Below are 25413 nucleotides of genomic sequence, written 5' to 3' on the forward strand. Positions count from 1 at the left end.
CTCCAGGACGGCCGCGTACGGGCGGTCGCCCTCCCGCAGGCGGTCCCCGACGAGATCGACCAAGCCGTCCAATGCCTCGCCCGTGAGGGCGGGGTGAGCCGCGAGCAAGCGAAGGAGGCGATTGTCGTTCCACACCTGCTGCCGGCGCCCGGCCAAGGCGACCAGCAGGTCGCTGGGGGCGGCCGGGTTGTCGGCGATCGCGTGCCAGACGAACGGGTACTCGCCGATGGCCAGTCGGCGCAGGACGTCGGGATTCGAGGTCCGTTCGGCGAGCCGCCGGTAGTCGCCGCCGTCGTGCAGGTGCTTGAGCGCCTCCATGTCGTCCGTCGGGTCCGCCGCGGCCGTCACGTCTGCCCCCTCGCCGTCGTTCGTGCAGGGGCGCGACCCTAACAGGCTGCCGACCCGCCCTCGTCCCACTTTCCGGCAGGGGTGCTGAGGGCGGTGGCCGGGAGGGTGGGCAGCGGGCTCTCCGGCGGGAGCGTCCAGGCGTCCGGGTCGGGAGCGAACGGCCCGCTGCGGTCCCGCAGCTGGGCGAGGACGAGCTCCCGGGCCCGGTCCAGCTGCCGGTGGGTGGCCTCGTCGACGACGCCGAGGCGCCGGGCCTGGGCGTACTCGTCCTCGTCCTTCCAGCGGTACGACGACAGATCGGGGGTGATCACGAGGTCCAGGAAGAGGTCGAGGGTGTCGATGCCGATGGCCGTCCGGCGGTACGGGCGCTCGAAGTTGACGTACCAGCGCAGCGGCCGGCCGTCGGGTGTCAGGAAGCGGTGCACGCTGAACGGCGCTCCGGCGGTGAAGCGGCTGAGCACCACGGTGTCGCGCCAGGTCCAGCGGTCGAGTTCCCACCGGCCGGAGACGAGGTCGTCGATGCAGTCCAGGCGCAGGGCGTCGCTTCCGGCGTGCGCGGCGGCGGTCCAGCTGGCCGGGGCCAGGCTCTCCGTCCCCGGGCGGGCGGTGAGGGCCAGGGCGTCGCCGTCGTCCGCGAGCACGGTGTAGGGCATGGCCGACCAGACCCGGCCGTGGGCGACGTCCCGCCGTACGGCGGTGACGCCCGGGGCGAAGACGGGAGCCGATCCCGGGGCCGTCACCGGACGTAGTAGGCACGGTTGTGGGCGGCGACCGGCGGGGACTGGTAGGTCCAGACCCCGGCCGCCGGGGCGTCGGCGATCAGGTGGGCGAGGTCGCGGGCTGACTCCTCGGCGGGGTTGCCGAGGTCGAGCCGGACGCGGTCGGCGGTGCGGTCGTCCAAGGCGTAGTAGCGGTAGGGCTGGTAGACGTTGAGCGGTCCGGCCAGCAGCTTGCCCTCGTCGTCGGTGCCGTAGCCGGTGATCGGGGTGTTGTTCACGGATTCGGGGGTGAGGCCGACCAGGTTCACGTCCAGGGCGAGGAGTTCCTCGTCGTGGCGGCTCAGCCCGTCCGGTCCGAGGGCGGCCCGGCGGCAGGAGACCGACCAGCGTTCGCGCACGTCGGGCGCGTTGAGGGAGGGCAGGGTGGTCTCGAACCAGCCCGGGTGCTTGGGCTCGGCGTACAGCCGGCGCCCGGCGTCGATGGCGAGCGGGTTGTCGCAGAGCACGTGCAGCCGCGCGATGCCGAGCAGCTTGGTCTGGTCGTAACCCCGCGCGTACTGGCCGTAGTTGACCACCGGCATCCGGTCCTCGGCGAAGACCGGATGGGCGATCAGGTTGATCTCCAGCTCCTGGGTGATTCCACCGCCGTTCGGATACTGGGCGAAGTAGAGCTGGTAGTTGAGCGAGACACAGGCCCCGCCGTCGAAGGCGGCGACGTTCAGCCCGGGGTGGCGCTTGGCGAGCAGTTCGCTCGCCCGAGCGCGGTCGACCAGGTAGTCGACACCGATGTTGTGCAGAGCACCGTAGTGGAAGGGCAGGTGGTACGGCTCCGGTACGGGCGGCAGCGGCAGGCCGGTCATGAGGGCTCCGAGGGCGAGGGGAACGACGAGGACGGCGAGGACGGCGAGGACGGCAAGGGCGACGAAGACGGCGACGGGGACAACTCGGCTGAGAACACGGGCGGTACAGGGACACAGGAGGCGGCCGGGGGCGCCACGGCCGCCGGGCGGTGCAGCTCCACCAGGTCACGGTGCATCTGCTCGGCGCTGCGCAGCGCGAGGGCGGCCATGGTGAGCGAGGGGTTGGAGGTGCCGAGGGAGGGCATCGAGCCACAGCCGACGGCGTACAGGTTGGGGTGCTCCCAACACCGCTGCCAGTGGTCGACCACCGAGTCGGCGGGCGAGTCGCCCATGATGTGGGTGCCACCGGCGTGGCCGGCGCCCCGGTAGCCGTGGACGGTTCCCCGGTGTTCGAGCCGTCCGGGCCATCCGGCCGCCGGGTAGGCGGTGTGGTCCTCGGCGCCGAGCAGCGCGAACAGATGGTCGGAGACGGCCCGGGCCGAGGCCATGCCCTCGCGGATGTACTCCGAGAGGTCGTAGCGGACGGCCGGGCTCGGTAGGCCGAGCGGGTCACGTCGGTCCCGGTCGAGGGTGACCCGGTTGGCCGGGTCGGCGGGCTGCTCCAGCTCGAACTGGAGCGAGAACTGACGGCCCAGCCGGTCACCTAGCCGCTCCCGGAGCTCCTTGCCCCGGAGGCCCGCCGCGAGCAGCGACGCCGCCTCGGCCTCCGGCGCGCCGCCCGCCCAGGACCAGCCCCAGTTGCCGATCTCGATCCGGAACGGCGCCCGGCGGTCGCGCCCGGGCCCGAAGCGGAAGGCCTCCAGGCCGCTGGTGGAGCCGGGCCCCCGGTAGGGGCCGACCGGTCGGGGCATCAGCCCCCAGGTGAGCAGGGCCGGGTGGTCCATCAGGTTCCGGCCGACCTGGTCGCTGCGGTCGGCCAGACCGGAGAGGAGCAGCAGCCGGGCGTTCTCGATCGCGTGGGCGGCGAGGACGACCAGGTCCGCCGTCACCCGGTGGGTCGTACCGCCCGCGAGGTACTCGACTCCCCGGGCCCGCCCGGTCTCCGGGTCGGCCAGCACCCGGCTGACGACGGCCTCCGTGCGCAGTTCGACCCCGGCGGCCCAGCGGGCCTGGGTGCGCAGCGGGGTGTACTTGGCACCGCTCGGGCAGGCCGGGACGCAGCTGGAACTGCCCGCGCAGAGCGGCCCGTCGGCGGAGCCGGGCCTGGTCGGCACGCCGTTGCGGGCGTGCGGGGTGGCGGTGACGGCGAGCCGGGCGGGGCCGGGTACGGCGGGGTCGCGGACGGTCCGGCCGTCGAGGGCTCGGGCCAGCTGCCGGTCGAGGTAGCTGGCCGGGATGGCCCGCATCGGGAAGTCGTAGCCGTCCGGTATCGGCAGTCCGACGGCACGGCGCTGCTCCTCCGCGTCGGCGGCGACGCCGAGTTCCCGTTCCGCCTCGCGGTAGTGGGGTTCCAGGTCGTGGTAGCCGATCGGCCAGTTGCGGCCGTGGCCGAGGTCGCCGGTGCGGAAGTCCTCGGGGTGCATGCGCGGGGTGAGCCCGGTCCAGAGCAGCCCGGTGCCGCCGTTGGCGCGCAGGTAGCCGCTGGCGTAGGGCAGCGGCCCGTACTGGCGGAGGTGGCCGGTGACGGTGAAGCCGCCGTCCGGGTTTCCGGTGAGGTCGGTGACGTCGGGTGACGGCGCCTCGGGGCTGTGCGGGTAGGGCGAGGTGGGCGGTCCGCCGCCGGCCGCGCGGTGGGCGGTGGCGGCCTCGGCGCCGGTGGGCGCGGCCCGTCCGGCCTCCAGGACGAGGACCCGCCAGCCCTGCGCGCCCAGGCGGTGGGCGACCAGTGTCCCGGCGAAGCCCGCGCCGACCACGACGGCGTCCCAACGGGCGTTCACCGGCCCGCACCGCCGTTCTCCGGCGCCTCCGCCTCGGTGCCCCGCGATGCGGCCCCTCCCGAAGTCCCGGCCGCTCCCGGCGGCTCCGCCCCTCCCCGGGCCTCGGCGCCCTGGACCTCAGCGCCCCGGGGCGCGGCGGCCCAGCTGCCGTGCCCGGGGGCGGCGACGCCGGGCGGGACGGCGTGGAAGGTCCGCCAGACCAGCCCCTGGTCGTGGGCGCGGGCGGAGGAGGGCGCCTCGCCGGGCCAGGCGCCGACGTACCAGAGGTGGACCAGGGCGTGCTCGTCGCGGACCCGGTGGGCCAGCGTGGTGCGGTGGTGCTCGTCCGCCATGCCGGTGGAGCGCAGCTCGGGCACGTCGAAGCCGGTCAGTTCGGCGCAGACGCGGAGGAACTCGTCCGGGTCGGCCAGGGCGTCGACGTACGCCTTCGCTCCGGGGTCCCAGCGCTCCGCCAGGTCGTAGTCGGCCGAACGGTTGTCGGACACGGACACGCGGGCACCCCCACGATCGGCAACGGGTGGCCGAGGCATGACAGGCCGTACGGCGCAACGGTCCGTACGGCACGACAGGCCCCGCACAACGCGGCAGGTCCCGGGACCGCCGATCCTCGCGGGACGGCCCTGCCTGCCACCGCATCCTGCCGCCCGCCCTCACCACCGGAAACGTGTTGCACGAATCTGCCCGGACTTCATCACCCCGTGCCCGGTCGGCTGTCCATCTCGATCATCCGGCGCCCGCTTCCGGTCGGCCCAGTGCCCGCACCGCCGCCAGGACGTCCAGGCCCAGCTCCGGGTCGGCGTCCTCGGGAAGGCTGACGGACAGCCGGGTGACCAGCCCCGCGTAGCGGCGGTGGATCTCCCCCGCGACCTCCTCGACCGGACCGCAGACCGCGAAGGTGTCGAACACCTCGTCGTCGATCAACGCGGCCATCTCCGCCCAGCGTCCGCGCACCGAGTGGGTGTGCAGTTCCTCCTGGAGCCCCTCCCAGCCATGCTGCGCCAGCACCGGGCGGTAGGCCGGCGTGGAGGCGTAGAACGCCAGCCGCTCGCGGGTGGCGGCCCGGTTGGCCGCCAGCTCCTCCTCGGTGCGGCCGGTGGCGGTGAGCACGTTGCCGACGACCTCGAACGGCCGCTCCGTCCACGCGGCGCCCTCCGCCTCGGCCCGGATCCGTTCCTCGGTCAGGCCCGGCAGCACCTGCTCGGCCAGGTAGGCGGTGGAGGAGAACGGGTGGCTCAGGAAGCCGTCGGCCACCGCCCCGGCGGTCCGGGTCATCAGCGGCCCGACACCCGCCAGCAGGATGCGCGGCACCTCGGACGGGACCGGGTCCGGCGAGAACACCGGCGTCATCACCGTGTGGGTGTAGAACTCGCCCCGGAAGCGCAGCCGTTCGCCGGTCTGCCAGCTGTGCCAGATCGCCCGTACCGCGTGCACGTACTCGCGCATCCGGGCGGCCGGGCGGTCCCAGGGCATCCCGAAGCGCTTCTCGATGTGCGGCTTGACCTGCGAGCCCAGCCCGATGACGGCCCGTCCGCCGGAGGCCGCGTGCAGCCCCCAGGCCTGGTAGGCGAGGGTCATCGGGGTCCGCGCGAAGGCCACCGCGATGCCGGTGGCCAGCTCGATCGACTCGGTCCGGTCGGCCGCCCGGGCGAGCTGGAGGAACGGGTCGTACGCGGTCTCGGCGACCACCAGCCGGTCCATGCCCCGGCGTTCGGCCCGCTCGGCGGCGTCCAGGATGCCCGCCGGGTGCCCGGAGGCGGTGGCGTCGAGGCGCAGGGCGGCGGGTCGGAGGGCGGCGGGTCGGTCCATGGCGGTGCTCCTGGTCGCGGACGGCGGTGCTACCCGGGTAGCCTGCCACGCCTCGCTCCAGGTCCCGGGCCCCGGACCGACCGCCGCCCCCTCACCGGCCCCCGACGGGACCACCCGCACCGCCCGGCGCCGCGAACAGCCGGTCCAGGTGCCGGTCGACGGCCGTGAGCACGGCGGCGGGCGCGACCACGTCCAGCTCCAGCAGCGTGGTGAACCCGGTGAGCGCGAGCAGCAGGTCCGTCTCCACCACCGGGTCGCGGTCGGCCGCGAGCTGCCCGTCGGCGATCGCCTGCCGGACGATCCGCTCGACCATCGCCCGCCCCTGGAGCAGTCCGCCGCGCGCCCGCGCGTGGACGTCCTCGTCGTGCAGCGCCTCCAGCACGTAGGCGGCGCTCATCCGGCTGGTCGCCCGCGCGTCGGCGTGCAGGGGCAGCAGCTCGACCAGCATCGCCCGCAGCACGTCGCGCGGGTGCGGCCGTTCGCCGAGCTCCGCCAGCGCCCGGCCGACCCGCAGCCCGCTCTGCTCGCCGGCGAAGTCCATCGCGAAGGAGAGCATCTGCGCCCGGGAGCCGAAGTAGTGCTGGAGCTGCCCGAGCGAGATGCCCGCCTCCTGGGCGACCTCGCGCATCGTCAGGTGCGTGGCGCCGCGCCGCTCCACGACCCGCCACAGCGCACGGGCGATCGTCTCGCGGCGTTCCCGGTGGTCGACCTGCTTGGGCATGGGCGGCGGCTCCTCGGACTCTCCCCGCACGCCGCGGAAGCCGCGGACCCTGCGGAATCTTTTCCATACGCTTGACATAATACATCTGACCTATAACGTGGGAAGCCTTCCGAGGGAGGAGCGTCCACATGTCGGAGCAGCCCGTCGTCCGCACCACCGAAGGACTCGTCCGCGGCCGTTGGGAGCCGCGGCGCGAGCAGGAACAGCACCCGGACCAACACCGGCAAGGAAGCCGGGAACTCGCCGTCTTCCGCGGCATCCGCTACGCCCGGCCGCCCGTCGGAGCCCTCCGCTTCGCCGCCCCCGCCGAGCCCGAGCCGTGGGACGGCGTCCGCGAGGCCGTCGCCTTCGGCCCCGTCGTCCCCCAGTCCGGGCCGATGCCCGCAGGATCCGCCGAGCCGTCCGAGGACACCGACTGGCTGACCCTCAACGTCTGCACGCCCGATCCGGGCGCGGCCGGGCTGCCGGTCCTGGTCTGGATCCACGGCGGCGGGTTCATGTCCGGCACCGCCGGCGACCCGCTGTACGACCCGACCGCCCTGGCCTCCGCCGGGCTGGTCGTGGTGGCCGTCAACTACCGCACGGGCGCCGAGGGCTTCGCCCTGCTGGAGGGTGCCCCGGCCAACCGGGCCTTCCTGGACCAGATCGCCGCGCTGCACTGGGTCCGGCGCAACATCGCCCGGTTCGGCGGGGACCCGGCCCAGGTGACCGTCGCCGGGCAGTCCGCGGGCGCCGGCTCGGTCGCCGCCCTGCTGGCGATGGACCCGGCCCGCGGCCTGTTCCGGCGGGCCGTCGCCCACTCGGTGCCGGGCAACCACTGCACGCCCGCACTGGCCGCCGAGGTCACCGCCGAGCTCGCGAAGCTGCTCGGCACCGTCCCCACCGCCGCCGCGCTGGCCGAGGTGCACCCCTGGCGCCTGGCCTCGGCGGTCACCGAGCTGGGTGCCGCGCTGCCGGACCACCTCGCACGCTGGGGCCGGCTGGCACAGAGCGGCATCGCCACCGTCCCGGTGGTCGACGGCGAGGTCCTGCCGGGCTCCCCGTGGTCGGCGCTGACCGCCGGCGTGGACCTGCTGGTCGGTCACACCCGGGACGAGTTCCGGCTGTTCAGCGTCCTCAGCGGCCGACACGGCGACTTCACCGAGGAGGAGGCGCGGCTCATGCTGAAGGCGTTCGCGCCGACGCCGGGCGGCCCGGACGCCTACCGCTCCGCCCTCCCGGGCGCGACGCCCTCCGAACTCCTCGAAGCCGTCGGCTCCGACGCCCTGTTCCGGGTGCCGTCCCTCCGGCTGGCCGAGGCCAACGCGGCCGTCGGCGGCACCTCGTACCTCTTCGAGCTCGCCCTGCCCGCCCCCGCGCTCGGCGGCGTCCTCGGCGCCTGCCACGGCCTGGACGTGCCGCTCGCGTTCGGCAGCCTGGACAGCCCGACGGCGCGGCAGTCGCTCGGCGACCCGCCCCCGCCGGAGGCCGTCCGGGTCTCGGCGGAGCTGCGCCGGGCCTGGGTCCGGTTCGCCACCACCGGCGACCCGGGGTGGCCCGCCTTCGATCCGGACCAGCAGCTCACCCGCGTCCTGGACGCCCGCTCGGAGACCGTCCGCTACCCGGAACAGGCCGCCCGCCGGATCTGGGCAGGGCACCCCCTCACCGCCTACGACCTGCTCTGACGGGGCCCGGCCGGACGGGAAGCCCGAAGACCGGTCCCGTGGACGGCCGTACGGCGCGGGCACCCGCCCGCGCCGTACCCGCCGTGGGCTGCTCACCCGTTCGGGCGGGAGGCGGGCACGATCGATAGGACGCGCCCCCGCCCGACCGACCGCACACCCGACCACACGGACCGGCTGCTCCTACTTCCCCGCGTCCTTCAGCAGCCGCAGCAGCCCGGTCGCCACCAGGGCCGAGGAGGCCGGGTTCTGACCGGTCACCAGGTTGCGGTCGACCACCGCGTGCGGCGCCCAGGGCTCGCCCTCCTCGAAGTCCACGCCGAGCCCGACCAGCCGGTCCTGGAGCAGCCACGGAGCGCGGTCCGCCAGGCCGGCCTGGGCCTCCTCGGCGTTGGTGAATCCGGTCACCCGGTACCCGGCGAAGGGCGAGCCGCCGTCCTCGCTCCGCGCCGCGAGCAGCGCGGCCGGGCCGTGGCAGACCACCCCGAGCGGGTGCCCGGAGGCGAGCACCCGGGTGAGCAGCCGACCGGAGTCGGCATCGACCGCCAGGTCCTCCATCGGGCCGTGGCCGCCGGGGTAGAACACGGCGTCGTAGTCGGCCTCGTCGACCTCGGCCAGCACCAGCGGCTGCCGGAACTCGGCGATCCCCGCCAGCTCCTCGGCCATCGCCGGGTCGGTCAGGCTGGCCCGGTCCGCGACCGGGACGACACCGCCGGGGGTGGCGACGGCGACCCGGTGGCCGGCCTCGGTGAAGGCACGGTACGGGACGACCGCCTCCTCCGCCCAGAAGCCGGTCGGGTGCTCGGTGCCGTCGTTCAGGGTCCAGACCCTCGAACCGGTCAGGACGAACAGGATGTCGGCCATGGGGTGTGCCTCCGGGGGTGCCGCGGTCTCCGCCACGACGGTCCGCCGCGGCGCTCACGCGGTCGACGCTAGACGTGCCCGGCCCGCGGGAACCAATGGGCCACGCGATGCCAGGCATCGGGATTCCGATACCTCACCCGGACCGTCGAGCCGGCCGTCATGCTCAGCACCGAAACCACCGCCGAAACCACCGCTGAAACCACCATCGGGTCCACCATCGGGCCCGCCTCGGAGCCCGCCGCCGAGCCATCGGAATCCCGTACGCTGACGGGCATGAGCGATCGCCCGGCCACCGGCTCCGGCCCGCTGGACCTCAACCAGCTGCGGACCTTCCTCGCCGTGCACCGGGCGGGCTCCTTCACCGCGGCCGCACACCTGGTGGGCCTGTCCCAGTCCACGGTGACCGCGCAGATCCGGGCGCTGGAGCAGCGGCTCGGCCGGGAACTGTTCGAACGCCGGGCGCGCGGGGTCAGCCCGCTGCCGTACGCCGACGACCTCGCCGCCCGCCTGGCCGGCCCCCTGGACCGGCTCGCGGGCCTCGCCGACGGGCGCGGCGGCGTGCCGGAGCCGGTGCACCTGGCCGGGCCGGCCGAGTTCCTCGGCACCGTCCTGCTGGCCGAGCTGGCCCCGCTGGTCGCGCAGGGCGTCCAGCTGCGGGTGACCGGCGGGCTCACCGACCCGCTGCTGGCGGAACTGCGCGCCGGGCAGCACGACCTGGTGGTCGCCACCCGGCGTCCGCGCGGCCGGACGCTGCTCGCCGAACCGCTCACCGACGAGGAGTTCGTCCTGGTCGCGGCCCCGGTCTGGGCCGAGCGGCTGGCCGGCCGGGAGCTGCCCGACGCGCTGGCCGAGGCGCCACTGCTCAGCTACGCCGAGGACCTGCCGATCGCCCGCCGCTACTGGCGGCACGTCTTCGACCGGCGGCTGCACGCCCGGGCCGCGGTCACCGTGCCGGACCTGCGGGCGGTGCTCGCGGCGGTGACCGCGGGCGCGGGCTGGAGCGTACTGCCGGGCTACCTATGCCGGGCCGAACTCGCCTCCGGGGCCCTGCGGTTGCTGCACGAGCCGGCCGATCCGCCGATCAACACCGCCTACCTGGTGCGCCGCCCGGCCGGCTCGGCCAACCCGCACGTGGCCCTGGTCCGTGAACGCCTGCTGGCCGCGGCCCGCACCTGGGTCTGACCGGCCGCACCCCGCCGACCAGCCACCCACCCCGTCCCCCGGCTCAGACCGCCAGGTCCCGCCGCTCCAGCAGCCGGAAGGCCGCCACCAGCCCGAGCAGCCCCACCCCGAGCAGCACCCCGAACGCCGCCCACGGCACCCCGCCGTGGCCGAGCACGTCGCCGGGCGCGTAGTAGTGGAACGGGCTGAGGTAGCGCAACGACCGGGCCGGGGACCAGGCCAGCGCGACGAAGTTGAGCGCGAAGCCGACCGCGCCGAAGGCGACGGCCGCACCGACCACATGGGCCCGCCGCCGGCTGACCGCGGAGACCGCCAGCACCGGTCCGGTCAGGCAGAACGCGAGGGCGCAGCCGAGCAGCCCGGCGGTGAACACCGCGCCCTCCGGAACGGCCGCGCGCAGCGGCGCGGAGATCGCCACCCCGAGCGCGAGGGTCAGCGTGGCGGCGGCGTTGAGCACCACCGAGGCGGCGACCAGGGCGCCGGTCCGCTCGGCGAGCAGCCGGCGGCGGGAGACCGGGCGGGTCATCAGCAGCTCGATGGTGCCGGACTCGACGTCGGCCGCGACGGCGGCGGCGCCGAGCGAGCCGATCACGGTCAGTTGGAGGGCGATCCAGAACGGGTGGGTGAGCCCGGCGCCGAGCAGGCCGGGGTAGCTGGCGATGGAGACGTCGCCGTTGGAGCCGCTGAAGGCCTTGAACGCGCCGGGCGGGGTGCGGCCGCCGCCGAACAGGTCGCCGGGCGGGATGGTCCCGGCGATCACCACGATCAGGGCCTCGAAGACGACCATGCCGAACAGCAGGGAGAGCAGCATCCGGCGCCGCCGGTGCAGGGCGAGCCAGACCAGCGGGAGGCGGCGGTTGACGGTGCCCGGGTTCACGGCCGCTCCTCCCGCTCCGGCCGGCTGCCGCCGGTCGAACGCTCCTCGGCCCCGACGGACCGGTAGAGGTCGAGGAAGGCCTCGTCCAGGCCCGCCTCCTCCACCGTCAGGTCGGCCACCGGCTGTTCGGCGAGCAGGGTGCGCACCGCCGCGACCACCTCGTCCGGCGGCACCAGCAGCTCGACCCGCGGGCCGTCCCAGCGCGGGGACCACTGCTCGGCGGCGCCCAGCGGCCGGGCGCCCCGCCCGTCGTCGAGGAGCAGCCGGACCCGGCGGGCACGGGCCTGGCGCAGTTCGGCCACCGAGCGGACGGTGACCAGTCGGCCGTGGCGGACGATGGCGACCCGGCCGCAGGTCCGCTGCACCTCGGGCAGCACGTGGCTGGAGAGCAGGACGGTCCGCCCGGCCGCGGACTCCTCGGCGAGCAGTTCGTAGAAGGTCTCCTGGACGAGCGGGTCGAGCCCCTCGCTCGGCTCGTCCAGCACCACCACCGGCGGCCGGTGCTGGAGCGACTGGACGAGCCCGAGCTTCTGCTTCATGCCGCGCGAGTACTCCCCCACCGGCCGGGCCAGGTCGCCCCGGGAGAGCTTCAGCCGCTCGCACAGCTCGCGCTGGCGCGGGACCGGGGCGCCCTGGAGGGCGGCGAGCAGGTCGAGGGTCTGCTGCCCGGTGAGTTCGGGGTAGAGCCGCAGTTCGCCGGGCAGGTAGCCGATCGAGGGGGCGAGCCGGCCGTGGTCGGCCACCGGGTCCAGACCGAGCACCCGCACCTGCCCGTCGCTGGGGCCGAGCAGGCCGACCAGGCAGCGCAGCGTGGTGGTCTTGCCGGCGCCGTTGGGGCCGAGCAGGCCGAACACCTCTCCGGCCTCGACCGACACGTCCAGCTGTTCGATGCCGACCGTACTGCCGTAACGCTTGGTGAGCGAGCGCAGTTCGATCACCGGGCCGCCTCCGCTGCCCCGTCGGTCGACGGCTGGATCCGGGCTTCCCGGCATGACCACCTCCTGTGACGGACGCGCCCGAGGGCGCCGGACGCGCTCCGGTGACGGATACGGTCCGATGCCGGACGCGGTCCTGGGCCGGACGCGCCCCGGTGACGGACGCGTCCGACATCCAAGCGCGCCCGGCCGGGCGAGTCGAGGGACACGGCCGAAGCGGAGGGCGTCTCACCCCTTGCACACCCCCAGCGGCACCAGCCGGGCGACCTGCCGGGCGAGCCCGGCGGCCTCGGTCACGGCGGCCACCGCGTCGACGTCCTTGTACGCCTCGGGGGTCTCCTCGGCCAGCGCCCGCCAGGAGGCCGGCCGCACCGCGATTCCCCGCGCCTCCAGCTCGCTCTTCAGCCGCTCGCCACGCACGGTGCGCAGCGCCTGGTGGCGGCTCAGCAGCCGCCCGGCGCCGTGGCAGGCGGAGCGGAAGGCCTCGTTGCCGGGCAGTCCGACCATCACGTACGAGGCGGTGCCCATGGTGCCCGGCACCAGCACCGGCTGCCCGGCCTCCACCAGGTCGGCGGGCAGGTCGGGGCCGCCCGGCGGCAGCGCCCGGGTGGCGCCCTTGCGGTGCACGCACAGCGTCCGGAGTTCGCCGTCGACCTCGTGGGTCTCCAGCTTGGCGAGGTTGTGCGAGACGTCGTAGACCAGCTCCAGTCCGACGCCGAGCACGGTGGCGAAGGCGCGGCGGGCCGCCTCGGCGAGCAGTTGCCGGTTGGCCCGGCCGTAGTTGGCGGCCGCGGTCATGGCGCCCAGGTAGGCGCGGCCGCGCGGGGAGTCGACCGGGGTGCAGGCGAGCTGGCGGTCCGGGAGCTCGATCCGGTAGCGGTGCAGTTCGCGGTCCATGGCGCGGACGTGGTCGGTGCAGATCTGGTGGCCGAGGCCGCGCGAACCACAGTGGATCATGACGCAGACCTGGCCCGGCCGCAGTCCGAAGGCGGCGGCGGTCCGCGGGTCGTGCACCCGGTCGACGGCCTGCACCTCCAGGAAGTGGTTGGCCGAGCCGAGACTGCCGACCTGCTGCAGCCCGCGCTCGACGGCCCGGGTGCTCACCTCCCCGGGAGCCGCGCCGGCCAGCACGCCGCGGTCCTCGCAGCGTTCCAGGTCGCGCGGCACGCCGTGGCCGTGCTCGACGGCGTAACGGGCGCCGCCGAGCAGCAGCTCGTCCAGCTCCTCCGGTCCGCCGAGCCGCCACAGGCCGCCCCGGCCCAGGCCGCGCGGGACGGTGCGGTCCAGCAGGTCCATCAGGCGGCCGATCCGCTCCGGATCGAGTTCGTCCCGGCCGACGCCGGCCGCCAGCAACCGGACCCCGCAGGAGATGTCGAAGCCCACCCCGCCCGGCGAGACCACCCCGCCCCGCTCGACGTCGGTGGCGGCGACCCCGCCGATCGGGAAGCCGTAGCCCCAGTGCACGTCCGGCATCGCGTAGGAGGCCCGGACGATCCCGGGCAGCGTCGCCACGTTCGCCACCTGCTCCAGCGCCTTGTCCCCGACGGCCTGCGGCAGCAGCGCGGCACTCGCGAACACCACGCCGGGCACCCGCATCGGCGGGCGCGGCTCGATCCGCCAGCGGTACCGGCCGGCCTCGGCCAGTGCGATCTCCACGTCGCTCACCCCGCTTCCGAACCTCCGGCCCACCGTGCCGGGACCGCTCAGACGTCCACCGTGGCCCCGCAGGTCCAGCCGTCCGGCCCGGCGCTCAGGTCCAGGTCGTGCAGTGAGACGGCCTTCGGCACGGCGCCGATCAGGGCGGCCGTGGCGGCGTCGGCCATCCGGAACCGGACCGCCACCCGACGAGCGCCGTCCAAGCCCTCGATCGGGCCGACCGCCACCGCCACCGGCAGTTCGCCGTCGGCGTCCATCCGGTAGACGACCTCCTCCAGGACGCCCGCCAGCAGGTCGGGATCGCTCACCGCGAGGACGGTGCAGCCGCGCTCGCCGACGATCCGCGCGTCGGCCAGGTCGGCGAAGCTGCCCACGACGCCGTGCACCAGCTCGCCGATACAGCCCTCCGCCGTCGGCGCCCAGGCCTCGACCCGCAGGTCGGCCGTGTGCGGCACACTCCGGTGCCCGCTGCCGGACCGGCCGGCGGGCTCGTCTCCGTCCACGAACGACGCCTCCCGCACCCGTTTCCCTCTCCCCTCCAGCCTCGTCCCGCAGCCCACCCGGGGGCAAGTGCGGCCGATCCGGCCAGCGACCTGGAGGGATCCGGTGGTCCGCACACGCCACACTCCGGCCCGCCACGGTGGATGTCGGGCCGTCGCGGGAGCGGTCACAGAAGACCCCAGACCTCGCGGACGCGGCATGCGGGCGCATTCGAGTCCGACAACCCGGTTCCGCCGGCGAAGAACATCAAGGACCTCCGGTACCCGCTGCCGAGAAGCGGAAGATGACGAGCAAGAGCCCGGAGGCGACCAGCACGAAGGGCCCGGTCTCGCTGAACTTCTACCGCACGGCGACCCGGAAACCCACCGCCCGGTAGCAGCTTAGCTGGCTGTCCGTCAAAACTCTGATGTGCTGGGCTTGTTCGGGCTCGTCGTTTACCCTGGGCGGCGGTTCGATCACGCAACTGGTGTGTCTGAGGGGGCTGGGACGATGGCAGGGTTCCGAGTGAATCCGCAGGACCTGCGCGACGCGTCGAAGAGCGGCTACGCGGTGGCGAAGGGCATCCAGCAGGACTGGGCGGAGGCGTTCGGCAGCACGCCGCCGGCCCTGGGCCTGCCGAACTGGTCCTTCGAAGGGGCGGCCAAGGCCGCTCTCCACGACCTGGGCGAGCACATCGACCGCATCACCACCAGAACCCTGGCGGAGGCGGCCGGCAACCTGTCCATCATCGCCAGGAGCTACGAGAACGCGGACAACGGAGCCGCCTCGACGGTCGACGGCGCCGGGGCACAGACCGGGACAGGGGGGCAGGGCTGATGCCGCACTACTGGGGAATGATCAAAGAGGCCGACGTCGGCACGCTCAGGACGGCCGTCCAGGTCCTGACGACCTTCGAGAGCCGGTACAAGCAGCGGATCACCGCCTGGCAGACCATGCAGCGCACCCTCGCCTCCTCGTCCTGGCACGGCCAGGCCTCGGACGCGACCACCACCGCGCTCCAGAACCGCACCAACCAACTGCTCCTCGTCGACCAGTTCATCGAGGACCTGCGCCGGATGCTGACCGACGGCATCGACAGCGTCCTCCTCCTTCAGGCACGCCAGCAGACGCTCATCACGCGGGCGACCGGCAACTGCCTGGAGATCGTCGCCGCCGACGTGAACGCCACACCGGTGGTGCGCGTCCTGCCGCCCGACCAGCACTCCCGCAACGACCCCGAGTGGCGCAAGGAGGTGGAGGCCGCCCGCGACCGCCTCGTGACGGACATCGACGCCCTGTGCACCTCCGCCCGGAGCGACGACGACCGCCTCGCCCGTGCCCTGGCCGCCTTCGACTACATCGCCAAGCAGGACGGGGACTACGACCCGGAGAAGGTCGCCGGGATCACCAAGGCCGTCGCCGAACTCGACCGGATGCCGGGCGGCGGCGTAGGGAGCGGCGGCAGCAATCCCGACTCCAACCGGGCGTGGTGGGACTCCCTGCCCGAGGCCACCCGGCAGCAGCTCATCCAGGACCGCCCCGGCTGGATCGGGTCCCTGGACGGCGTGCCCGCCGAGGTCCGCGACCAGGCCAACCGGGCCTGGCTGCCCCAGCTCCGCGAGGAGATGGCCCGAGAACTCACCGGCCCCCGTTCGCAGAACATCACCCAGGCGAACCTGGACGGCCTCGACGCCCTCCAGAAGCAGATCGACACCCCCGGCGTACCGCCCCAGCTCCTGCTCAGCGTGGACGACCCCCGCTCGGTGTCCCACGTCCCGGGCGCCGTCCTCGCCTACGGCAACCCCGACACCGCCACCCACATCGCCGCCTACGTCCCGTCCAACCCCGCGGTGGGGACCCTTCCCGCGGACGCCGCCGCCGCACGCAACCTGGCCGTCGCGGCCGGGAAAGCGGACCCGACGAAACCGACCGCGAGCATCGTCTTCACGAACCTCGGCCCGGCCGGCGACCCGTACCAGACCCCCACCGCCTCGCTCAGCCCGCTGCGCGACGGCGGCCCGACCATCCACGGCACGTACAACGGACTGCGGGCCTCCCACCGCGACGGGAACGCCACCCTGAGCGAGGTCGCCGCCCCGGCCGACGGCTCCGGGTACGCCGTCGCCAGCACCTTCCTGGCCGACACGGGCAAACCCGGGTGGAACTTCACCCCCGACTCCATCGTCGCCAGGACACCGGGCGGCCCCGACGACCCGCCCTCCCGCCACACCGCCGCCAACGCCATCGTCGGCCGCCGGTAACGGCCCCCGGAGCAACGGCCCGGGTGTCACCCGGTCCGCCTCTCCTCGCGGCGCGAGCATCAGGGGGTACCGGGTCGTGATGCCGGTGCCCGTCGACGTGGTCGCCGACGTGGCCCCGGTCTTCGCGCCCCTGATCGACGCCCCGGCCGCAGCAGGCCGCGAGGGGCTGGAGCGGTGGCGCGCCCCCGACCGCCGAATCAGGCCGTGGGGAACTCCACCCGGACGCGCAGTCCGCCCGTGCTGCCGGGGTCGGCGGTGACGACGGCGTGGTGGGCGCGCGCGATGGAGGCGACGATGGACAGGCCCAGGCCTGCGCCCTCACGCGGGCTGTGTCGACGCTCCTGGAGGCGGCGGAAGGGCTCGAAGAGGTAGGGGACCGTCTCCGCCGGCACCTGGGGGCCGGTGTTGGCGACCTCCAGGACACCGTCGCGCACGTCGACCTCGACCCGCCCGCCGTCGTGGTTGTAGCGCAGGGCGTTGCCGACCAGGTTGCGTACCAGGTGTGCCAGCAGCACCGGATCGCCTTCGACGGACACGGGGGCGGTGTCGGTCCGGACGGTGACGCCGTTCGCTCGGGCCTCCTGCGAGGCGGCACACTCGGCGGCCACCGCGCGGGCCAACTGGTCCAGTGCGACCGGTTCGCGGTGGTCCAGCCGCTGGTCGGAGACGGACAGCAACAGCAGGCCCTCGATGAGCCGTTCGCTGCTCTCGGAGACCTCGATCAGTTTGCGGCGGACCCGGGCGACGGCGGCCGGGTCCTCGGTGGCCAGCCCGATTTCGGCCGCGGCCCGCTGCACCGCGAGCGGAGTGCGCAGTTCGTGCGCGGCGTTGGCCGCGAACCGCTGCTGCGCGCCCACCAGTTGCTCCATGCGGTCGAGCATGGCGTCGAAGGTGTCGGCGAGCTGTTTGAGCTCGCCCGGGGGTGCGTCGAGGGCGATCCGCTCGTGCAGGTTCTCGCCCGAGAGCCGCCGCGCCGTGTTGGTGATCACCGCCACCGGGCGCAACACCCGTCCCGACATCCACCAGGCCAGTGCCATCGAGATGACGGCGAAGGCGCCCAGAGCGATCAGGGAGACGGTCAGCAGCTGGTTCTGGGCGGCCTGCTCGGCGGCCTGGGTGACGACCTTGACGGCCTGGAAGTGGGACTGTCCGCCGTCGGCGGAGGCGGTTCCGGCTGGGTCGGTTCCGGGTGGGTCGGTTCCGGCTGGAACGCTCGCGGGTGCGGCGGTTCCCACCGTGAGGGTCTTCGCCGCGGCGGGGTCCGGGGTCGCCAGTGTGGCCAGTCGCGGTTCGACGGCGACGGCCGTGCTGATCGAGGTGTACAGGCCCTCCCGGACCAGGAAGTTGACCAGGACGATGAGCATGGCCCCGGCGAGCACGAGCAGCCCGCCGTAGAGCATGGTCAGCCGGCCCCGCTCCCCGCCCGGCAGCCGCGGGCGTGCTCTGCCGGGCAGCGGAAGCAGCGGAAGGCGTTTCGGGCCGACCGGAGCGGAGCGCCTCATGCCGGGACGCCGATGCGGTAGCCGTGGCCGGGCACGGTGTCGATGACCGAGGGCTCGCCGAGCTTGGCGCGGAGTTTGCTGAGGGCGACCCGCACCGCGTTGGTGCGGTAGCCCATGTTCCGCTCCCACACCTGGTCGATCAGGTCCTCACCGCTGACCACGGCGCCCTCGGCCTGCATCAGCACCTCCAGGACACCGAACTCCTTACGGGACAGGGCGAGGTAGCGGCCCTCCCGGAAGGCCTGGCGGCGGGCGGTGTCGAGGGTGATGCCCGCATGTTCGATGACCGGCGGAAGGGCGGGGTGGCTGCGGCGGCCGAGGGCCAGGACCCGGGCCAGCAGTTCCTCGTAGGCGAACGGCTTGGTGAGGTAGTCGTCCGCGCCCAGGTCCAGGCCGTCGACGCGGTCGCGGACGGTGCCGGCGGCGGTGAGCATCAGCACCCGGGTCAGCAGCCGCTGCTCGACGACGCTCCGGCACACCTCGTCGCCGTGTGCTCCGGGCAGGTCGCGATCGAGTACGAGCACGTCGTAGTCGGTGAGGCGCAGCCGTTCCAGCGCGTCGGCGCCGTTGTACACGACGTCGACGGCCAGGGCGTCGCGCCGCAATCCCTCGGCGATCATGTCCGCCAGGAATTCCTCGTCCTCCACGATCAGTACACGCATGACATCAGGTGTACCTGAAAGCCACCTTTCGTCGCCGTAAAGGTCTCGGCTGACAGCGGCGAAACGCGGGTGCGTGCCAGCCTCTGCGTGGTCGGTCACCCGGTATCGGACGCGGTGGCCGGTCACTCGCAATCGGACACGGAGGAATTCCATGCGGAACCACATGCGGACTCACATGCGGAACCACAGGTACGGCGCGGCGGCCCTGCTGGTGGCGGGGATGGCGCTGTTCGCCACGGCCTGCGGCGGAGGCGCCACGGGCTCCGGCGGGGGCGGCGGCTCGGACTCCTCGGGCAGGGGCGCGGCGGCGGACCAGGCCTACGAGCACCGTAAGTGCCTGCGCGAACACGGCGCCCAGGTGAAGGAGCCGGAGCCGGGCCAGGACCCGCGGGGTCTGGTCCTCGAGGGCGGCCAGGACAAGATGGCGGAAGCCCTCAAGGCCTGTGGTGGAGCCGGTGGCTCGGGCGGCGCGAAGATGTCCCAGGCCGACAAGGACAGGGCGCTCAAGTTCGCCCAGTGCATGCGCGGTAACGGTGTGGACATGCCGGACCCGAAGTTCGACGGCGACTCGGCGATGTCGGGACAGGCCATGAAGGTTCCGGAGGGCCCCGAGAAGGAGAGGTTCGACAAGGCGAACAAGGCGTGCAGTGGTCAGAATGCGGAGTGAGCGCGGGCGGAGCCGCCGAACGTACCTGATCGCCGCGCTGGTCACCTCGGTCTCGCTGGTCGGTGGGGTCACGGCCCTCTCGCAGACCGGCGGCGGCGCGAGCGCCGGCGCGGACCGTGCGGACGGGCTGCCGCCGAACACGGGCTCGGTGGAACGACAGGACCTGAGCAGCCGGACCCAGGTGGACGGGACCCTCGGCTACGCCGAGGAGCGCCGGCTCAACGCCGGTGTGCCTGGCACCGTCACCTGGCTCCCGGAGGCCGGCTCGGTGGTGAAACGCGACGGGGTCCTCTACGAGGTCGACGGCCGGAAGGTCCGGCTCATGGACGGCGAGCGCCCCGTGTACCGGACGATGAAGGCTGGCGACAAGGGGCCGGACGTCCGACAGCTGAAGGAGAGCCTCCGCGACCTGGGCCACGGCAAGGGGCTGGCCGCCGACGAGGAGTTCACCCCCGGCACCGTGGAAGCGGTCAAGCGCTGGCAGAAGGCCCATGGTCTGCCCCAGACCGGCGAGATCGGCCCCGAGCAGATCGCCTTCTCCCCCGGTCCGGTGCGGATCAAGAAGAACGACGCGGCCGTCGGCGACCAGGTCGCTCCCGGCAAGCCGGTCCTCACCACCACCGGCTCCGAACGGCAGGTGCAGATCAGGATCGAGGTCTCCCGGGCCGATCTCGCCAAGCCCGGTACCCGGGTCGAGGTCGGTCTGCCCGGCGGCGGCAGGGCCAAGGGCAAGGTCGCCTCCGTCGACCGCACCATCGGTGAGGACGGCAAGGAGCAGGGCTCCCCGGACAAGCCCGCCAAGGTCACCGCCCGGGTGGTCCTCGACGACCCGGGGCAGGCGGAGGGCTTCGACCAGGCGCCGGTCACCGTCGAGTTGGAAGGCGAGGTCCGCAAGGACGTGCTGACGGTGCCGGTCAACGCCCTGCTCGCACTGGCCGGCGGGGGCTTCGGCGTCCAGGTCGTGGAGAACGGGAAGGTGCGCGAAGTCCCGGTCGAGCTGGGCATGTTCGGACAGGGCCGGGTCGAGGTCAGCGGGGCCGGCCTGACCGAGGGAATGAAGGTCGGGGTGCCCAAGTCATGAGCACTGTGGTCGAGTTGAACCAGGTCACCAAGGAGTATCCGGGCGGGGTCGTGGCGCTGCAGGGGGTGGACCTGCGCATCGGACGCGGCGAACTGCTCGCCATCGTCGGCCCTTCGGGGTCGGGCAAGTCCACCCTGCTGCACATCGTCGGCACCCTGGACCGGCCCAGCGCCGGATCCGTCACCCTGGCGGGCCACGACGTCGCCGCCCTCTCCGACCGCCGGCTGTCCGCGCTGCGCGCCCGGCACATCGGCTTCGTCTTCCAGTCCTTCCACCTGGTGGCCGGGGTCAGCGCCCGGGACAACGTCGCCGAGGGCCTGCTCTACTCGGGCCTGCCGCGCGCCCAGCGCCGCAGGCGCGCGGCGCTGGCCCTGGAGCGGGTCGGGCTCGCGGACCGCATGCACCACCGTCCGCACGAGCTGTCGGGCGGCCAGCGGCAGCGGGTGGCCATCGCCCGGGCGGTGGTCGGCGAGCCGGACCTGCTGCTGGCCGACGAGCCGACCGGCGCGCTGGACTCCGCCTCGAGTGAAGCGGTGATGGAACTGCTGCACGACCTCAATGCCGACGGTGCCACCATCGCGGTGATCACCCACGACGGCGAGATCGCCGACAGCCTGCCGCGCCAGGTCCGGATCCGCGACGGCCGCGTCGTGGCGGACCTGCGCACCGGCGCCGCCGACCCGGCCGATCGGGGTGGGGAGCGATGAGCCGCACACGGCTCTCCCCGGCCCGGCTCGGCCCCCGCGACGTCCTCCACGTCGGCTCGGCCGGCCTGCGCACCCGGCCGCTGCGGGTGGTGCTGTCCGCGCTGGGCATCGCCATCGGCATCGCCACCATGATCGCCGTGGTCGGCATCTCCTCCTCCAGCAAGGCCCAACTCCTGCGGCAGCTCGACCGGTTGGGCACCAACCTGCTGGTGGCCTCCCCCGGCCAGGGGCTGTTCGGCGAGAAGGTGAAACTGCCCGAGGAGTCGGTCGGCATGCTGAGCCGCGTCCCCGGGGTCGAGCAGGTCGGCGCGACCGGTGACCTGGCGCAGTCCGTCAGGCGCAGCGAGAAAATCCCCGACGACGAAACCGGCGGCATCACCGTGAAGGCCGCCACCGAAGGACTGCTGGACGTCGTACGCGGCGCGGTCGGCTCGGGCACCTGGCTCAACGAGGCCAACGGGCGCTACCCGTCGACGGTGCTCGGACACGTCGCGGCGCAGCGCCTGGGCATCACCGCCCCCGGCCAGCAGGTCCACATCGGCGGCCGGTACTTCACCGTCATCGGCATCCTCGACCCGCTGCCGCTGGCTCCCGAGATCGAGCGGGCCGCCCTGGTCGGCTGGGACGGCGCCCGATCGCTGCTGGGCTTCGACGGCCACCCGACCCAGATCTACGAACGGTCGACGGACCGGACGGTCAGCGCGGTCCGCGAGCTGATCCCCCGCACCGTCGATCCGCAGAACCCCCACAACGTGCAGGTCACCGACCCCTCCTCGGCGCTCCAGGCCAAGGCCGCCACCGAAGGGGCGTTCACCGACCTCCTGCTCGGGCTGGGCGGGGTGGCGCTCCTGGTTGGCGGCGTCGGGGTCGCCAACACGATGATCATCTCGGTACTGGAGAGGCGCCACGAGATCGGACTGCGCCGCTCCCTGGGCGCCACCAGGGGCCAGATCCGCCTCCAGTTCGTGACGGAGTCCCTCCTGCTCTCCGGACTGGGCGGGCTGGCCGGCGTGGCCCTGGGCGCGGCCGCCACCTACGCCTTCGCCGCCTCGGGCGGCCTGCCCTGGGTGGTCCCCCCGTGGGCCGTCACCGGGGGCCTCGCCGCCACCCTGCTCATCGGCACGGTGGCCGGCCTCTACCCGGCCGTCCGGGCCTCCCGCCTCTCCCCGACCCTCGCCCTCCACGCCGGCTGACGGGCGGCACGGGTGGGGCACTCCCCGGGTGCCCCACCCGCCGGTCCAGCCGGCCGGCCAAGGCACGGGTGGATCGGCTCCAGCAGTCCCGCACCACTCCGTCGGACGTCAGTGTCACTGTGGGCCCGTACTGTTCACGGCATGGCAATCGTGATGTTCGTCGACGAGACGACGGCTGGGGACCGGAGCGACGGGTGGGGGCTGGAGGTTCTCGAGGAGAGGCTCACCGTGCGTGAGCTGATCCGGCGCAGGGTGTTCCAGGAGGTCGCCGAGTACAACGCGAAGGCTCCGCAGGTGTTCCAGGGGCTGGTGCGGCCGCACGATGCCGAGCGGGTGCTGAACGGGTACGCGCTGCGCACGCCGCGCCGGATCGATCCGGAGGTGCAGAGCGAGCTGGCGCTCCGGGCGTTCGCGGGCAACGGCTTCCTGGTGCTGGTGGGGGAACGCCAGGTCACCGACGCGGAGGAGGAGGTCGAGCTCGGGCTCGGCACCGAGGTCACGTTCCTGAAGCTCGTTCCGCTGGTGGGGGGATGACGGTGGTGGACTTCCAGGAGACCACGGAGCTGGTCCGGCGGTACGCGGGGGAGGCGGATGACCTCGCCGTCGAGTTGCTGAAGCGGGGAGCCGGGAGGTACAGCGGCTACCGGGACGGACGGTGGGACGGCGCCTTCGCCGAGTTGCGCGCGCTGCCGTCCGAGGCCCGGAGCGAGCTCGCCGACGCGCTGGTCGGGCAGTACCACTCGGCCGAGGCCGGACCGGTCGCCCGCGGGAACGTGCTGATCCTGCTGGCTGTCGTCGAGCACGGTCTGCCCGGCGACCGGCTCCCGGCGGAGCGCACGGAGAAGCTCGACGAGCTCGGCCGCGAGAACTCCGTGGTGTACGGCGACCGTCCCCTGCTCCTCGCCGAGGCCGAACTCAGGGCCGGCCGCCCCCTCACACCCGAGGTCGTGGCCGTCTTCCGGCGCTCGGCCCTGGACACCTACTGCAGGAAGCCGCTCGTCGAGTTCGCCGGCACGCTCACCGAGCCCGTCCTCAACGCCGGTGAGGAATGGGCCGACCAGGCCCTGCGGGACACCCTGGACGACCCCGACTGGCAGGCACTGCTGCGGCACGCGACGACCGCCACAGCCGCCAAGCCCTCCCGCCCGTGGGAGCAGCGGGCCGAAAGCCTGATCCTCCCCCTCGGTGCCGACCGCGTCCGGACCACCCTGCTGCCCTGGCTCACCCTCGTCGGCCGCCGCACCTTCGCGCTGAACCATGGACTCCTCGGGTCGGACGGACACAGCGCCTACGACCCGTACAACGCCAACGCGCTGCGCGGACTGACCTGGACGCTCGCCCTGCTGCCAGCCCATCCGGACACCGCCCGCGCCCTCGGCGCGCTGGTCGAGACCTCCCTCAGGAAGATCCCCGGGCTCGGCCCGCGCAACCCGAAGGTCGCCAACGCCGCCACGACCGCGCTCTCCCGCATCGACGGCGAGGCCGCCCTCGCCGAACTCGCCCGCCTGGCGACCCGCGTGACGTACAAGGGCACGCTCAAGCTGCTCGACACCGCGCTCCGGACCCGGGCCGAGGCGCTGGGCCTGTCCCGCGAGGAGGTCGAGGAAATCGCCGTCCCCGCCTACGGGCTGACCGGGGTCGGCCGGGCCGAGCTGCGCCTGGGCGAGGTCACGGCGGTCCTGGAGGTCCGGGGCACCAGAGTGTTCCTCGGCTGGCGCAACGCCGCGGGCAAGGAGGTCAAGAGCGTGCCCACCGCCGTCAGGCGCGACCACGCCGAGGAGCTCAAGGAGCTGAAGACAGCGGTCAAGGACATCGACAAGATGCTCTCCGCCCAGAGCGAGCGTCTGGACCGGCAGTTCCTCGCCCGCCGCACCTGGCCGTACACCGCCTGGCGCGAGCGGTACCTCGACCACCCCCTGGTCGGCACCCTGGCCCGACGGCTGCTGTGGACGGTCGACGGCACGACCGTCGGATTCGCGGACGGCGAGCTGCGCACCCTCACCGACGACCCGGTGCGCGAAGGGGGCGAGGTCCGGCTCTGGCACCCGGTGGGCCACGAGCCCGCCCAGGTCGTGGCCTGGCGTGACTGGCTGGAGCGGCACGAGATCACGCAGCCGTTCAAGCAGGCCCACCGCGAGGTGTACCTGCTGACCGACGCCGAGCGGGCGACGGGAACGTACTCCAACCGTTTCGCCGCGCACGTCCTGCGCCAGCACCAGTTCCACTCCCTGACGTCGATCCGGGGGTGGCGCAACAAGCTGCGCCTGATGGTCGACGACTCGGCCCCGCCCGCCACCCGTGCGCTGCCGCAGTGGGGGTTGCGCGCCGAGTTCTGGATCCACGGGGAGGGCGACGAGTACGGCGACGACACCACCGAGTCGGGCAGTTACCTGCGTCTGGCCACTGACCAGGTCCGCTTCTACCCGATCGACGCGCCGGAGAACGAGGCGAACTGCTACGGCAGTGAGTACCGCATGTGGCCGGAGGCCGGCGCCGAGCCGGTGGAGCCCGTCCGGATCGCCGAGGTCCCGCCGCTCGTACTCTCCGAAGTCCTGCGCGACGTGGACCTGTTCGTGGGCGTGGCCAGCATCGGCAACGACCCGACCTGGCAGGACGGCGGACCGGAGGGCCGCTTCAGGGACTACTGGAGGTCGTACGGCTTCGGTGAGCTCGGCCAGAGCGCCGAGACACGCCGCATGCTGCTGGAGCGGCTCGTGCCCCGGCTGGCGATAGCCGACCGCTGCACCCTTGAGGGCCGCTTCCTGCACGTGAGGGGCGAGCGCCACACGTACAAGATCCACCTCGGCTCGGGGAACATCCTGATGACGCCGAACGACCAGTACCTGTGCATCGTCCCGAAGTCCGCCGCGGCCGCCCCGCAGACCGGCTACCTCCCCTTCGAGGGCGACCGCCTGCTGGCCGTGATCCTCAGCAAGGCGATGATGCTGGCCGAGGACACGAGGATCACGGACCCGACGATCCTGAGCCAGCTCTAGGTATAAAACTGCCTGACGTCGGTTGCACCGAGCCGCCCGGCGGGCCAACCAGCAGGGGGCGACGCGCGGGGCGTCGTAGCCGGATTCCATCACCAGCAGGATCTCCGGACCGCCCGCCGTCCACTGCCCCGCGCCGATCAACCGGAGCACCACGCCGAGGGGTTGGACGGCGGTGGCGGCGGCCGGGTCGGCGCCGGGCTCCGGTCGCACCGCGTCCAGGACCTGCGCGAACCCCTAGCGGGCCGGGGAGTTGGACCCCGCCCTCGTTCCGTGGGCGGGGTCGCGGAAAATTTCTTCGAACCCGCCTGCAACCCCCCGGCGGGATGGACGTCTATCAGGGTGAGAGGCGGGGAGAGCG

General features: G+C 73.8%; 24 protein-coding genes. 10 read left to right on the forward strand and 14 right to left on the reverse strand.

Features of this window, described 5'->3' with window-relative positions:
- From ACFU6K_RS04230 to ACFU6K_RS04260, 7 genes are all read right to left on the reverse strand, one after another.
- A partial coding sequence (locus ACFU6K_RS04230; protein ID WP_380660794.1) for a hypothetical protein occupies positions 1-348 on the reverse strand: 348 nt, incomplete at its 3' end.
- 38 nt (positions 349-386) lie between these two features.
- Positions 387-1088 (reverse strand): DUF402 domain-containing protein, encoded by a 702-nt coding sequence (locus tag ACFU6K_RS04235; protein ID WP_380660795.1) that lies wholly within the window; start codon positions 1086-1088, stop codon positions 387-389.
- Positions 1085-1927 carry a hypothetical protein gene (locus ACFU6K_RS04240; protein ID WP_380660796.1) on the reverse strand — a complete coding sequence of 281 codons (843 nt, stop codon included), beginning with the start codon at positions 1925-1927 and terminating at the stop codon, positions 1085-1087. Before ACFU6K_RS04240 ends, ACFU6K_RS04235 begins: the two co-directional genes overlap by 4 nt.
- Positions 1924-3804 carry a GMC family oxidoreductase gene (locus ACFU6K_RS04245; RefSeq protein WP_380660797.1) on the reverse strand — a complete coding sequence of 627 codons (1881 nt, stop codon included), beginning with the start codon at positions 3802-3804 and terminating at the stop codon, positions 1924-1926. Before ACFU6K_RS04245 ends, ACFU6K_RS04240 begins: the two co-directional genes overlap by 4 nt.
- Positions 3801-4295 carry a hypothetical protein gene (locus ACFU6K_RS04250; protein ID WP_380660798.1) on the reverse strand — a complete coding sequence of 165 codons (495 nt, stop codon included), beginning with the start codon at positions 4293-4295 and terminating at the stop codon, positions 3801-3803. Before ACFU6K_RS04250 ends, ACFU6K_RS04245 begins: the two co-directional genes overlap by 4 nt.
- 232 nt (positions 4296-4527) lie before the next feature.
- Positions 4528-5610 (reverse strand): TIGR03617 family F420-dependent LLM class oxidoreductase, encoded by a 1083-nt coding sequence (locus ACFU6K_RS04255; RefSeq protein WP_380660799.1) that lies wholly within the window; start codon positions 5608-5610, stop codon positions 4528-4530.
- 91 nt (positions 5611-5701) lie between these two features.
- On the reverse strand, positions 5702-6331 hold the full coding sequence (locus tag ACFU6K_RS04260) for a TetR/AcrR family transcriptional regulator (RefSeq protein WP_380660800.1): 630 nt from the start codon (positions 6329-6331) through the stop codon (positions 5702-5704).
- Between the two features lie 128 nt (positions 6332-6459).
- On the opposite strand from ACFU6K_RS04260, the gene ACFU6K_RS04265 reads away from it, so the two are divergent.
- Positions 6460-7995, forward strand: a complete 1536-nt coding sequence (locus ACFU6K_RS04265; RefSeq protein WP_380660802.1) for a carboxylesterase/lipase family protein — start codon at positions 6460-6462, stop codon at positions 7993-7995.
- A 180-nt stretch (positions 7996-8175) separates the two neighbouring features.
- Here the strand turns inward: ACFU6K_RS04265 and ACFU6K_RS04270 are convergent, their stop codons facing one another.
- Positions 8176-8856 (reverse strand): type 1 glutamine amidotransferase domain-containing protein, encoded by a 681-nt coding sequence (locus ACFU6K_RS04270; RefSeq protein ID WP_380660803.1) that lies wholly within the window; start codon positions 8854-8856, stop codon positions 8176-8178.
- A 273-nt stretch (positions 8857-9129) separates the two neighbouring features.
- On the opposite strand from ACFU6K_RS04270, the gene ACFU6K_RS04275 reads away from it, so the two are divergent.
- Positions 9130-10038 carry a LysR family transcriptional regulator gene (locus ACFU6K_RS04275; RefSeq protein ID WP_380660804.1) on the forward strand — a complete coding sequence of 303 codons (909 nt, stop codon included), beginning with the start codon at positions 9130-9132 and terminating at the stop codon, positions 10036-10038.
- Between the two features lie 43 nt (positions 10039-10081).
- Here ACFU6K_RS04275 and ACFU6K_RS04280 read toward each other — a convergent pair whose 3' ends face one another.
- The 4 genes from ACFU6K_RS04280 to ACFU6K_RS04295 all read right to left on the reverse strand — a co-directional run bounded on the left by ACFU6K_RS04280 (position 10082) and on the right by ACFU6K_RS04295 (position 14009).
- The gene (locus ACFU6K_RS04280; protein ID WP_380660805.1) at positions 10082-10915 is read right to left on the reverse strand and encodes an ABC transporter permease subunit; all 834 of its coding nucleotides are present in this window, start codon (positions 10913-10915) and stop codon (positions 10082-10084) included.
- Positions 10912-11907 carry an ABC transporter ATP-binding protein gene (locus ACFU6K_RS04285; protein WP_380660806.1) on the reverse strand — a complete coding sequence of 332 codons (996 nt, stop codon included), beginning with the start codon at positions 11905-11907 and terminating at the stop codon, positions 10912-10914. Before ACFU6K_RS04285 ends, ACFU6K_RS04280 begins: the two co-directional genes overlap by 4 nt.
- A 171-nt stretch (positions 11908-12078) precedes the next feature.
- Positions 12079-13506: an RtcB family protein gene (locus tag ACFU6K_RS04290; RefSeq protein ID WP_380660807.1), complete on the reverse strand. Its 1428-nt coding sequence runs from the start codon at positions 13504-13506 to the stop codon at positions 12079-12081.
- A gap of 47 nt (positions 13507-13553) precedes the next feature.
- Positions 13554-14009 carry an archease gene (locus ACFU6K_RS04295; protein WP_380660808.1) on the reverse strand — a complete coding sequence of 152 codons (456 nt, stop codon included), beginning with the start codon at positions 14007-14009 and terminating at the stop codon, positions 13554-13556.
- Positions 14010-14496: 487 nt separating this feature from the next.
- Here ACFU6K_RS04295 and ACFU6K_RS04300 point away from each other — a divergent pair, with 487 nt between their 5' ends.
- Both ACFU6K_RS04300 and ACFU6K_RS04305 read left to right on the forward strand, forming a co-directional pair.
- Complete coding sequence (locus tag ACFU6K_RS04300; protein WP_380660809.1) at positions 14497-14823, forward strand: hypothetical protein; 327 nt, start codon at positions 14497-14499, stop codon at positions 14821-14823.
- A 17-nt stretch (positions 14824-14840) separates the two neighbouring features.
- Positions 14841-16247, forward strand: a complete 1407-nt coding sequence (locus tag ACFU6K_RS04305) for a hypothetical protein (RefSeq protein WP_380660810.1) — start codon at positions 14841-14843, stop codon at positions 16245-16247.
- A 197-nt stretch (positions 16248-16444) separates the two neighbouring features.
- Here ACFU6K_RS04305 and ACFU6K_RS04310 read toward each other — a convergent pair whose 3' ends face one another.
- Positions 16445-17749 (reverse strand): sensor histidine kinase, encoded by a 1305-nt coding sequence (locus tag ACFU6K_RS04310; protein WP_380660811.1) that lies wholly within the window; start codon positions 17747-17749, stop codon positions 16445-16447.
- Positions 17746-18411 carry a response regulator transcription factor gene (locus tag ACFU6K_RS04315; RefSeq protein WP_380660812.1) on the reverse strand — a complete coding sequence of 222 codons (666 nt, stop codon included), beginning with the start codon at positions 18409-18411 and terminating at the stop codon, positions 17746-17748. The genes ACFU6K_RS04310 and ACFU6K_RS04315 overlap by 4 nt, the downstream gene beginning before the upstream one ends.
- Positions 18412-18586: 175 nt before the next feature.
- On the opposite strand from ACFU6K_RS04315, the gene ACFU6K_RS04320 reads away from it, so the two are divergent.
- The 6 genes from ACFU6K_RS04320 to ACFU6K_RS04345 all read left to right on the forward strand — a co-directional run bounded on the left by ACFU6K_RS04320 (position 18587) and on the right by ACFU6K_RS04345 (position 25055).
- Positions 18587-19078, forward strand: a complete 492-nt coding sequence (locus tag ACFU6K_RS04320) for a hypothetical protein (protein ID WP_380660813.1) — start codon at positions 18587-18589, stop codon at positions 19076-19078.
- Positions 19068-20159, forward strand: a complete 1092-nt coding sequence (locus ACFU6K_RS04325; protein WP_380660814.1) for an efflux RND transporter periplasmic adaptor subunit — start codon at positions 19068-19070, stop codon at positions 20157-20159. Before ACFU6K_RS04320 ends, ACFU6K_RS04325 begins: the two co-directional genes overlap by 11 nt.
- Positions 20156-20866 carry an ABC transporter ATP-binding protein gene (locus tag ACFU6K_RS04330; protein WP_380660815.1) on the forward strand — a complete coding sequence of 237 codons (711 nt, stop codon included), beginning with the start codon at positions 20156-20158 and terminating at the stop codon, positions 20864-20866. The genes ACFU6K_RS04325 and ACFU6K_RS04330 overlap by 4 nt, the downstream gene beginning before the upstream one ends.
- Positions 20863-22059: an ABC transporter permease gene (locus ACFU6K_RS04335; protein ID WP_380660816.1), complete on the forward strand. Its 1197-nt coding sequence runs from the start codon at positions 20863-20865 to the stop codon at positions 22057-22059. Before ACFU6K_RS04330 ends, ACFU6K_RS04335 begins: the two co-directional genes overlap by 4 nt.
- Positions 22060-22200: 141 nt before the next feature.
- Positions 22201-22593: a hypothetical protein gene (locus tag ACFU6K_RS04340; protein ID WP_380660818.1), complete on the forward strand. Its 393-nt coding sequence runs from the start codon at positions 22201-22203 to the stop codon at positions 22591-22593.
- Entirely contained in the window at positions 22590-25055 is a 2466-nt protein-coding gene (locus ACFU6K_RS04345) for a DUF4132 domain-containing protein (RefSeq protein WP_380660819.1), read from the forward strand. The genes ACFU6K_RS04340 and ACFU6K_RS04345 overlap by 4 nt, the downstream gene beginning before the upstream one ends.
- Positions 25056-25413: the final 358 nt, after the last annotated feature.

Source organism: Kitasatospora sp. NPDC057512 (genome assembly GCF_042802135.1).
In the GTDB taxonomy this organism is placed as follows: domain Bacteria; phylum Actinomycetota; class Actinomycetes; order Streptomycetales; family Streptomycetaceae; genus Kitasatospora.

Bases quoted from the DNA above. Each gene is read 5' to 3' on its own strand.
- ACFU6K_RS04240 (WP_380660796.1), bottom strand. From the start codon at position 1,927: ATGACCGGCCTGCCGCTGCCGCCCGTACCGGAGCCGTACCACCTGCCC.
- ACFU6K_RS04255 (WP_380660799.1), bottom strand. From the start codon at position 5,610: ATGGACCGACCCGCCGCCCTCCGACCCGCCGCCCTGCGCCTCGACGCC.
- ACFU6K_RS04260 (WP_380660800.1), bottom strand. From the start codon at position 6,331: ATGCCCAAGCAGGTCGACCACCGGGAACGCCGCGAGACGATCGCCCGT.
- ACFU6K_RS04265 (WP_380660802.1), top strand. From the start codon at position 6,460: ATGTCGGAGCAGCCCGTCGTCCGCACCACCGAAGGACTCGTCCGCGGC.
- ACFU6K_RS04270 (WP_380660803.1), bottom strand. From the start codon at position 8,856: ATGGCCGACATCCTGTTCGTCCTGACCGGTTCGAGGGTCTGGACCCTG.
- ACFU6K_RS04275 (WP_380660804.1), top strand. From the start codon at position 9,130: ATGAGCGATCGCCCGGCCACCGGCTCCGGCCCGCTGGACCTCAACCAG.
- ACFU6K_RS04285 (WP_380660806.1), bottom strand. From the start codon at position 11,907: ATGCCGGGAAGCCCGGATCCAGCCGTCGACCGACGGGGCAGCGGAGGC.
- ACFU6K_RS04300 (WP_380660809.1), top strand. From the start codon at position 14,497: ATGGCAGGGTTCCGAGTGAATCCGCAGGACCTGCGCGACGCGTCGAAG.
- ACFU6K_RS04305 (WP_380660810.1), top strand. From the start codon at position 14,841: ATGATCAAAGAGGCCGACGTCGGCACGCTCAGGACGGCCGTCCAGGTC.
- ACFU6K_RS04310 (WP_380660811.1), bottom strand. From the start codon at position 17,749: ATGAGGCGCTCCGCTCCGGTCGGCCCGAAACGCCTTCCGCTGCTTCCG.
- ACFU6K_RS04315 (WP_380660812.1), bottom strand. From the start codon at position 18,411: ATGCGTGTACTGATCGTGGAGGACGAGGAATTCCTGGCGGACATGATC.
- ACFU6K_RS04320 (WP_380660813.1), top strand. From the start codon at position 18,587: ATGCGGAACCACAGGTACGGCGCGGCGGCCCTGCTGGTGGCGGGGATG.
- ACFU6K_RS04325 (WP_380660814.1), top strand. From the start codon at position 19,068: ATGCGGAGTGAGCGCGGGCGGAGCCGCCGAACGTACCTGATCGCCGCG.
- ACFU6K_RS04330 (WP_380660815.1), top strand. From the start codon at position 20,156: ATGAGCACTGTGGTCGAGTTGAACCAGGTCACCAAGGAGTATCCGGGC.
- ACFU6K_RS04335 (WP_380660816.1), top strand. From the start codon at position 20,863: ATGAGCCGCACACGGCTCTCCCCGGCCCGGCTCGGCCCCCGCGACGTC.
- ACFU6K_RS04340 (WP_380660818.1), top strand. From the start codon at position 22,201: ATGGCAATCGTGATGTTCGTCGACGAGACGACGGCTGGGGACCGGAGC.
- ACFU6K_RS04345 (WP_380660819.1), top strand. From the start codon at position 22,590: ATGACGGTGGTGGACTTCCAGGAGACCACGGAGCTGGTCCGGCGGTAC.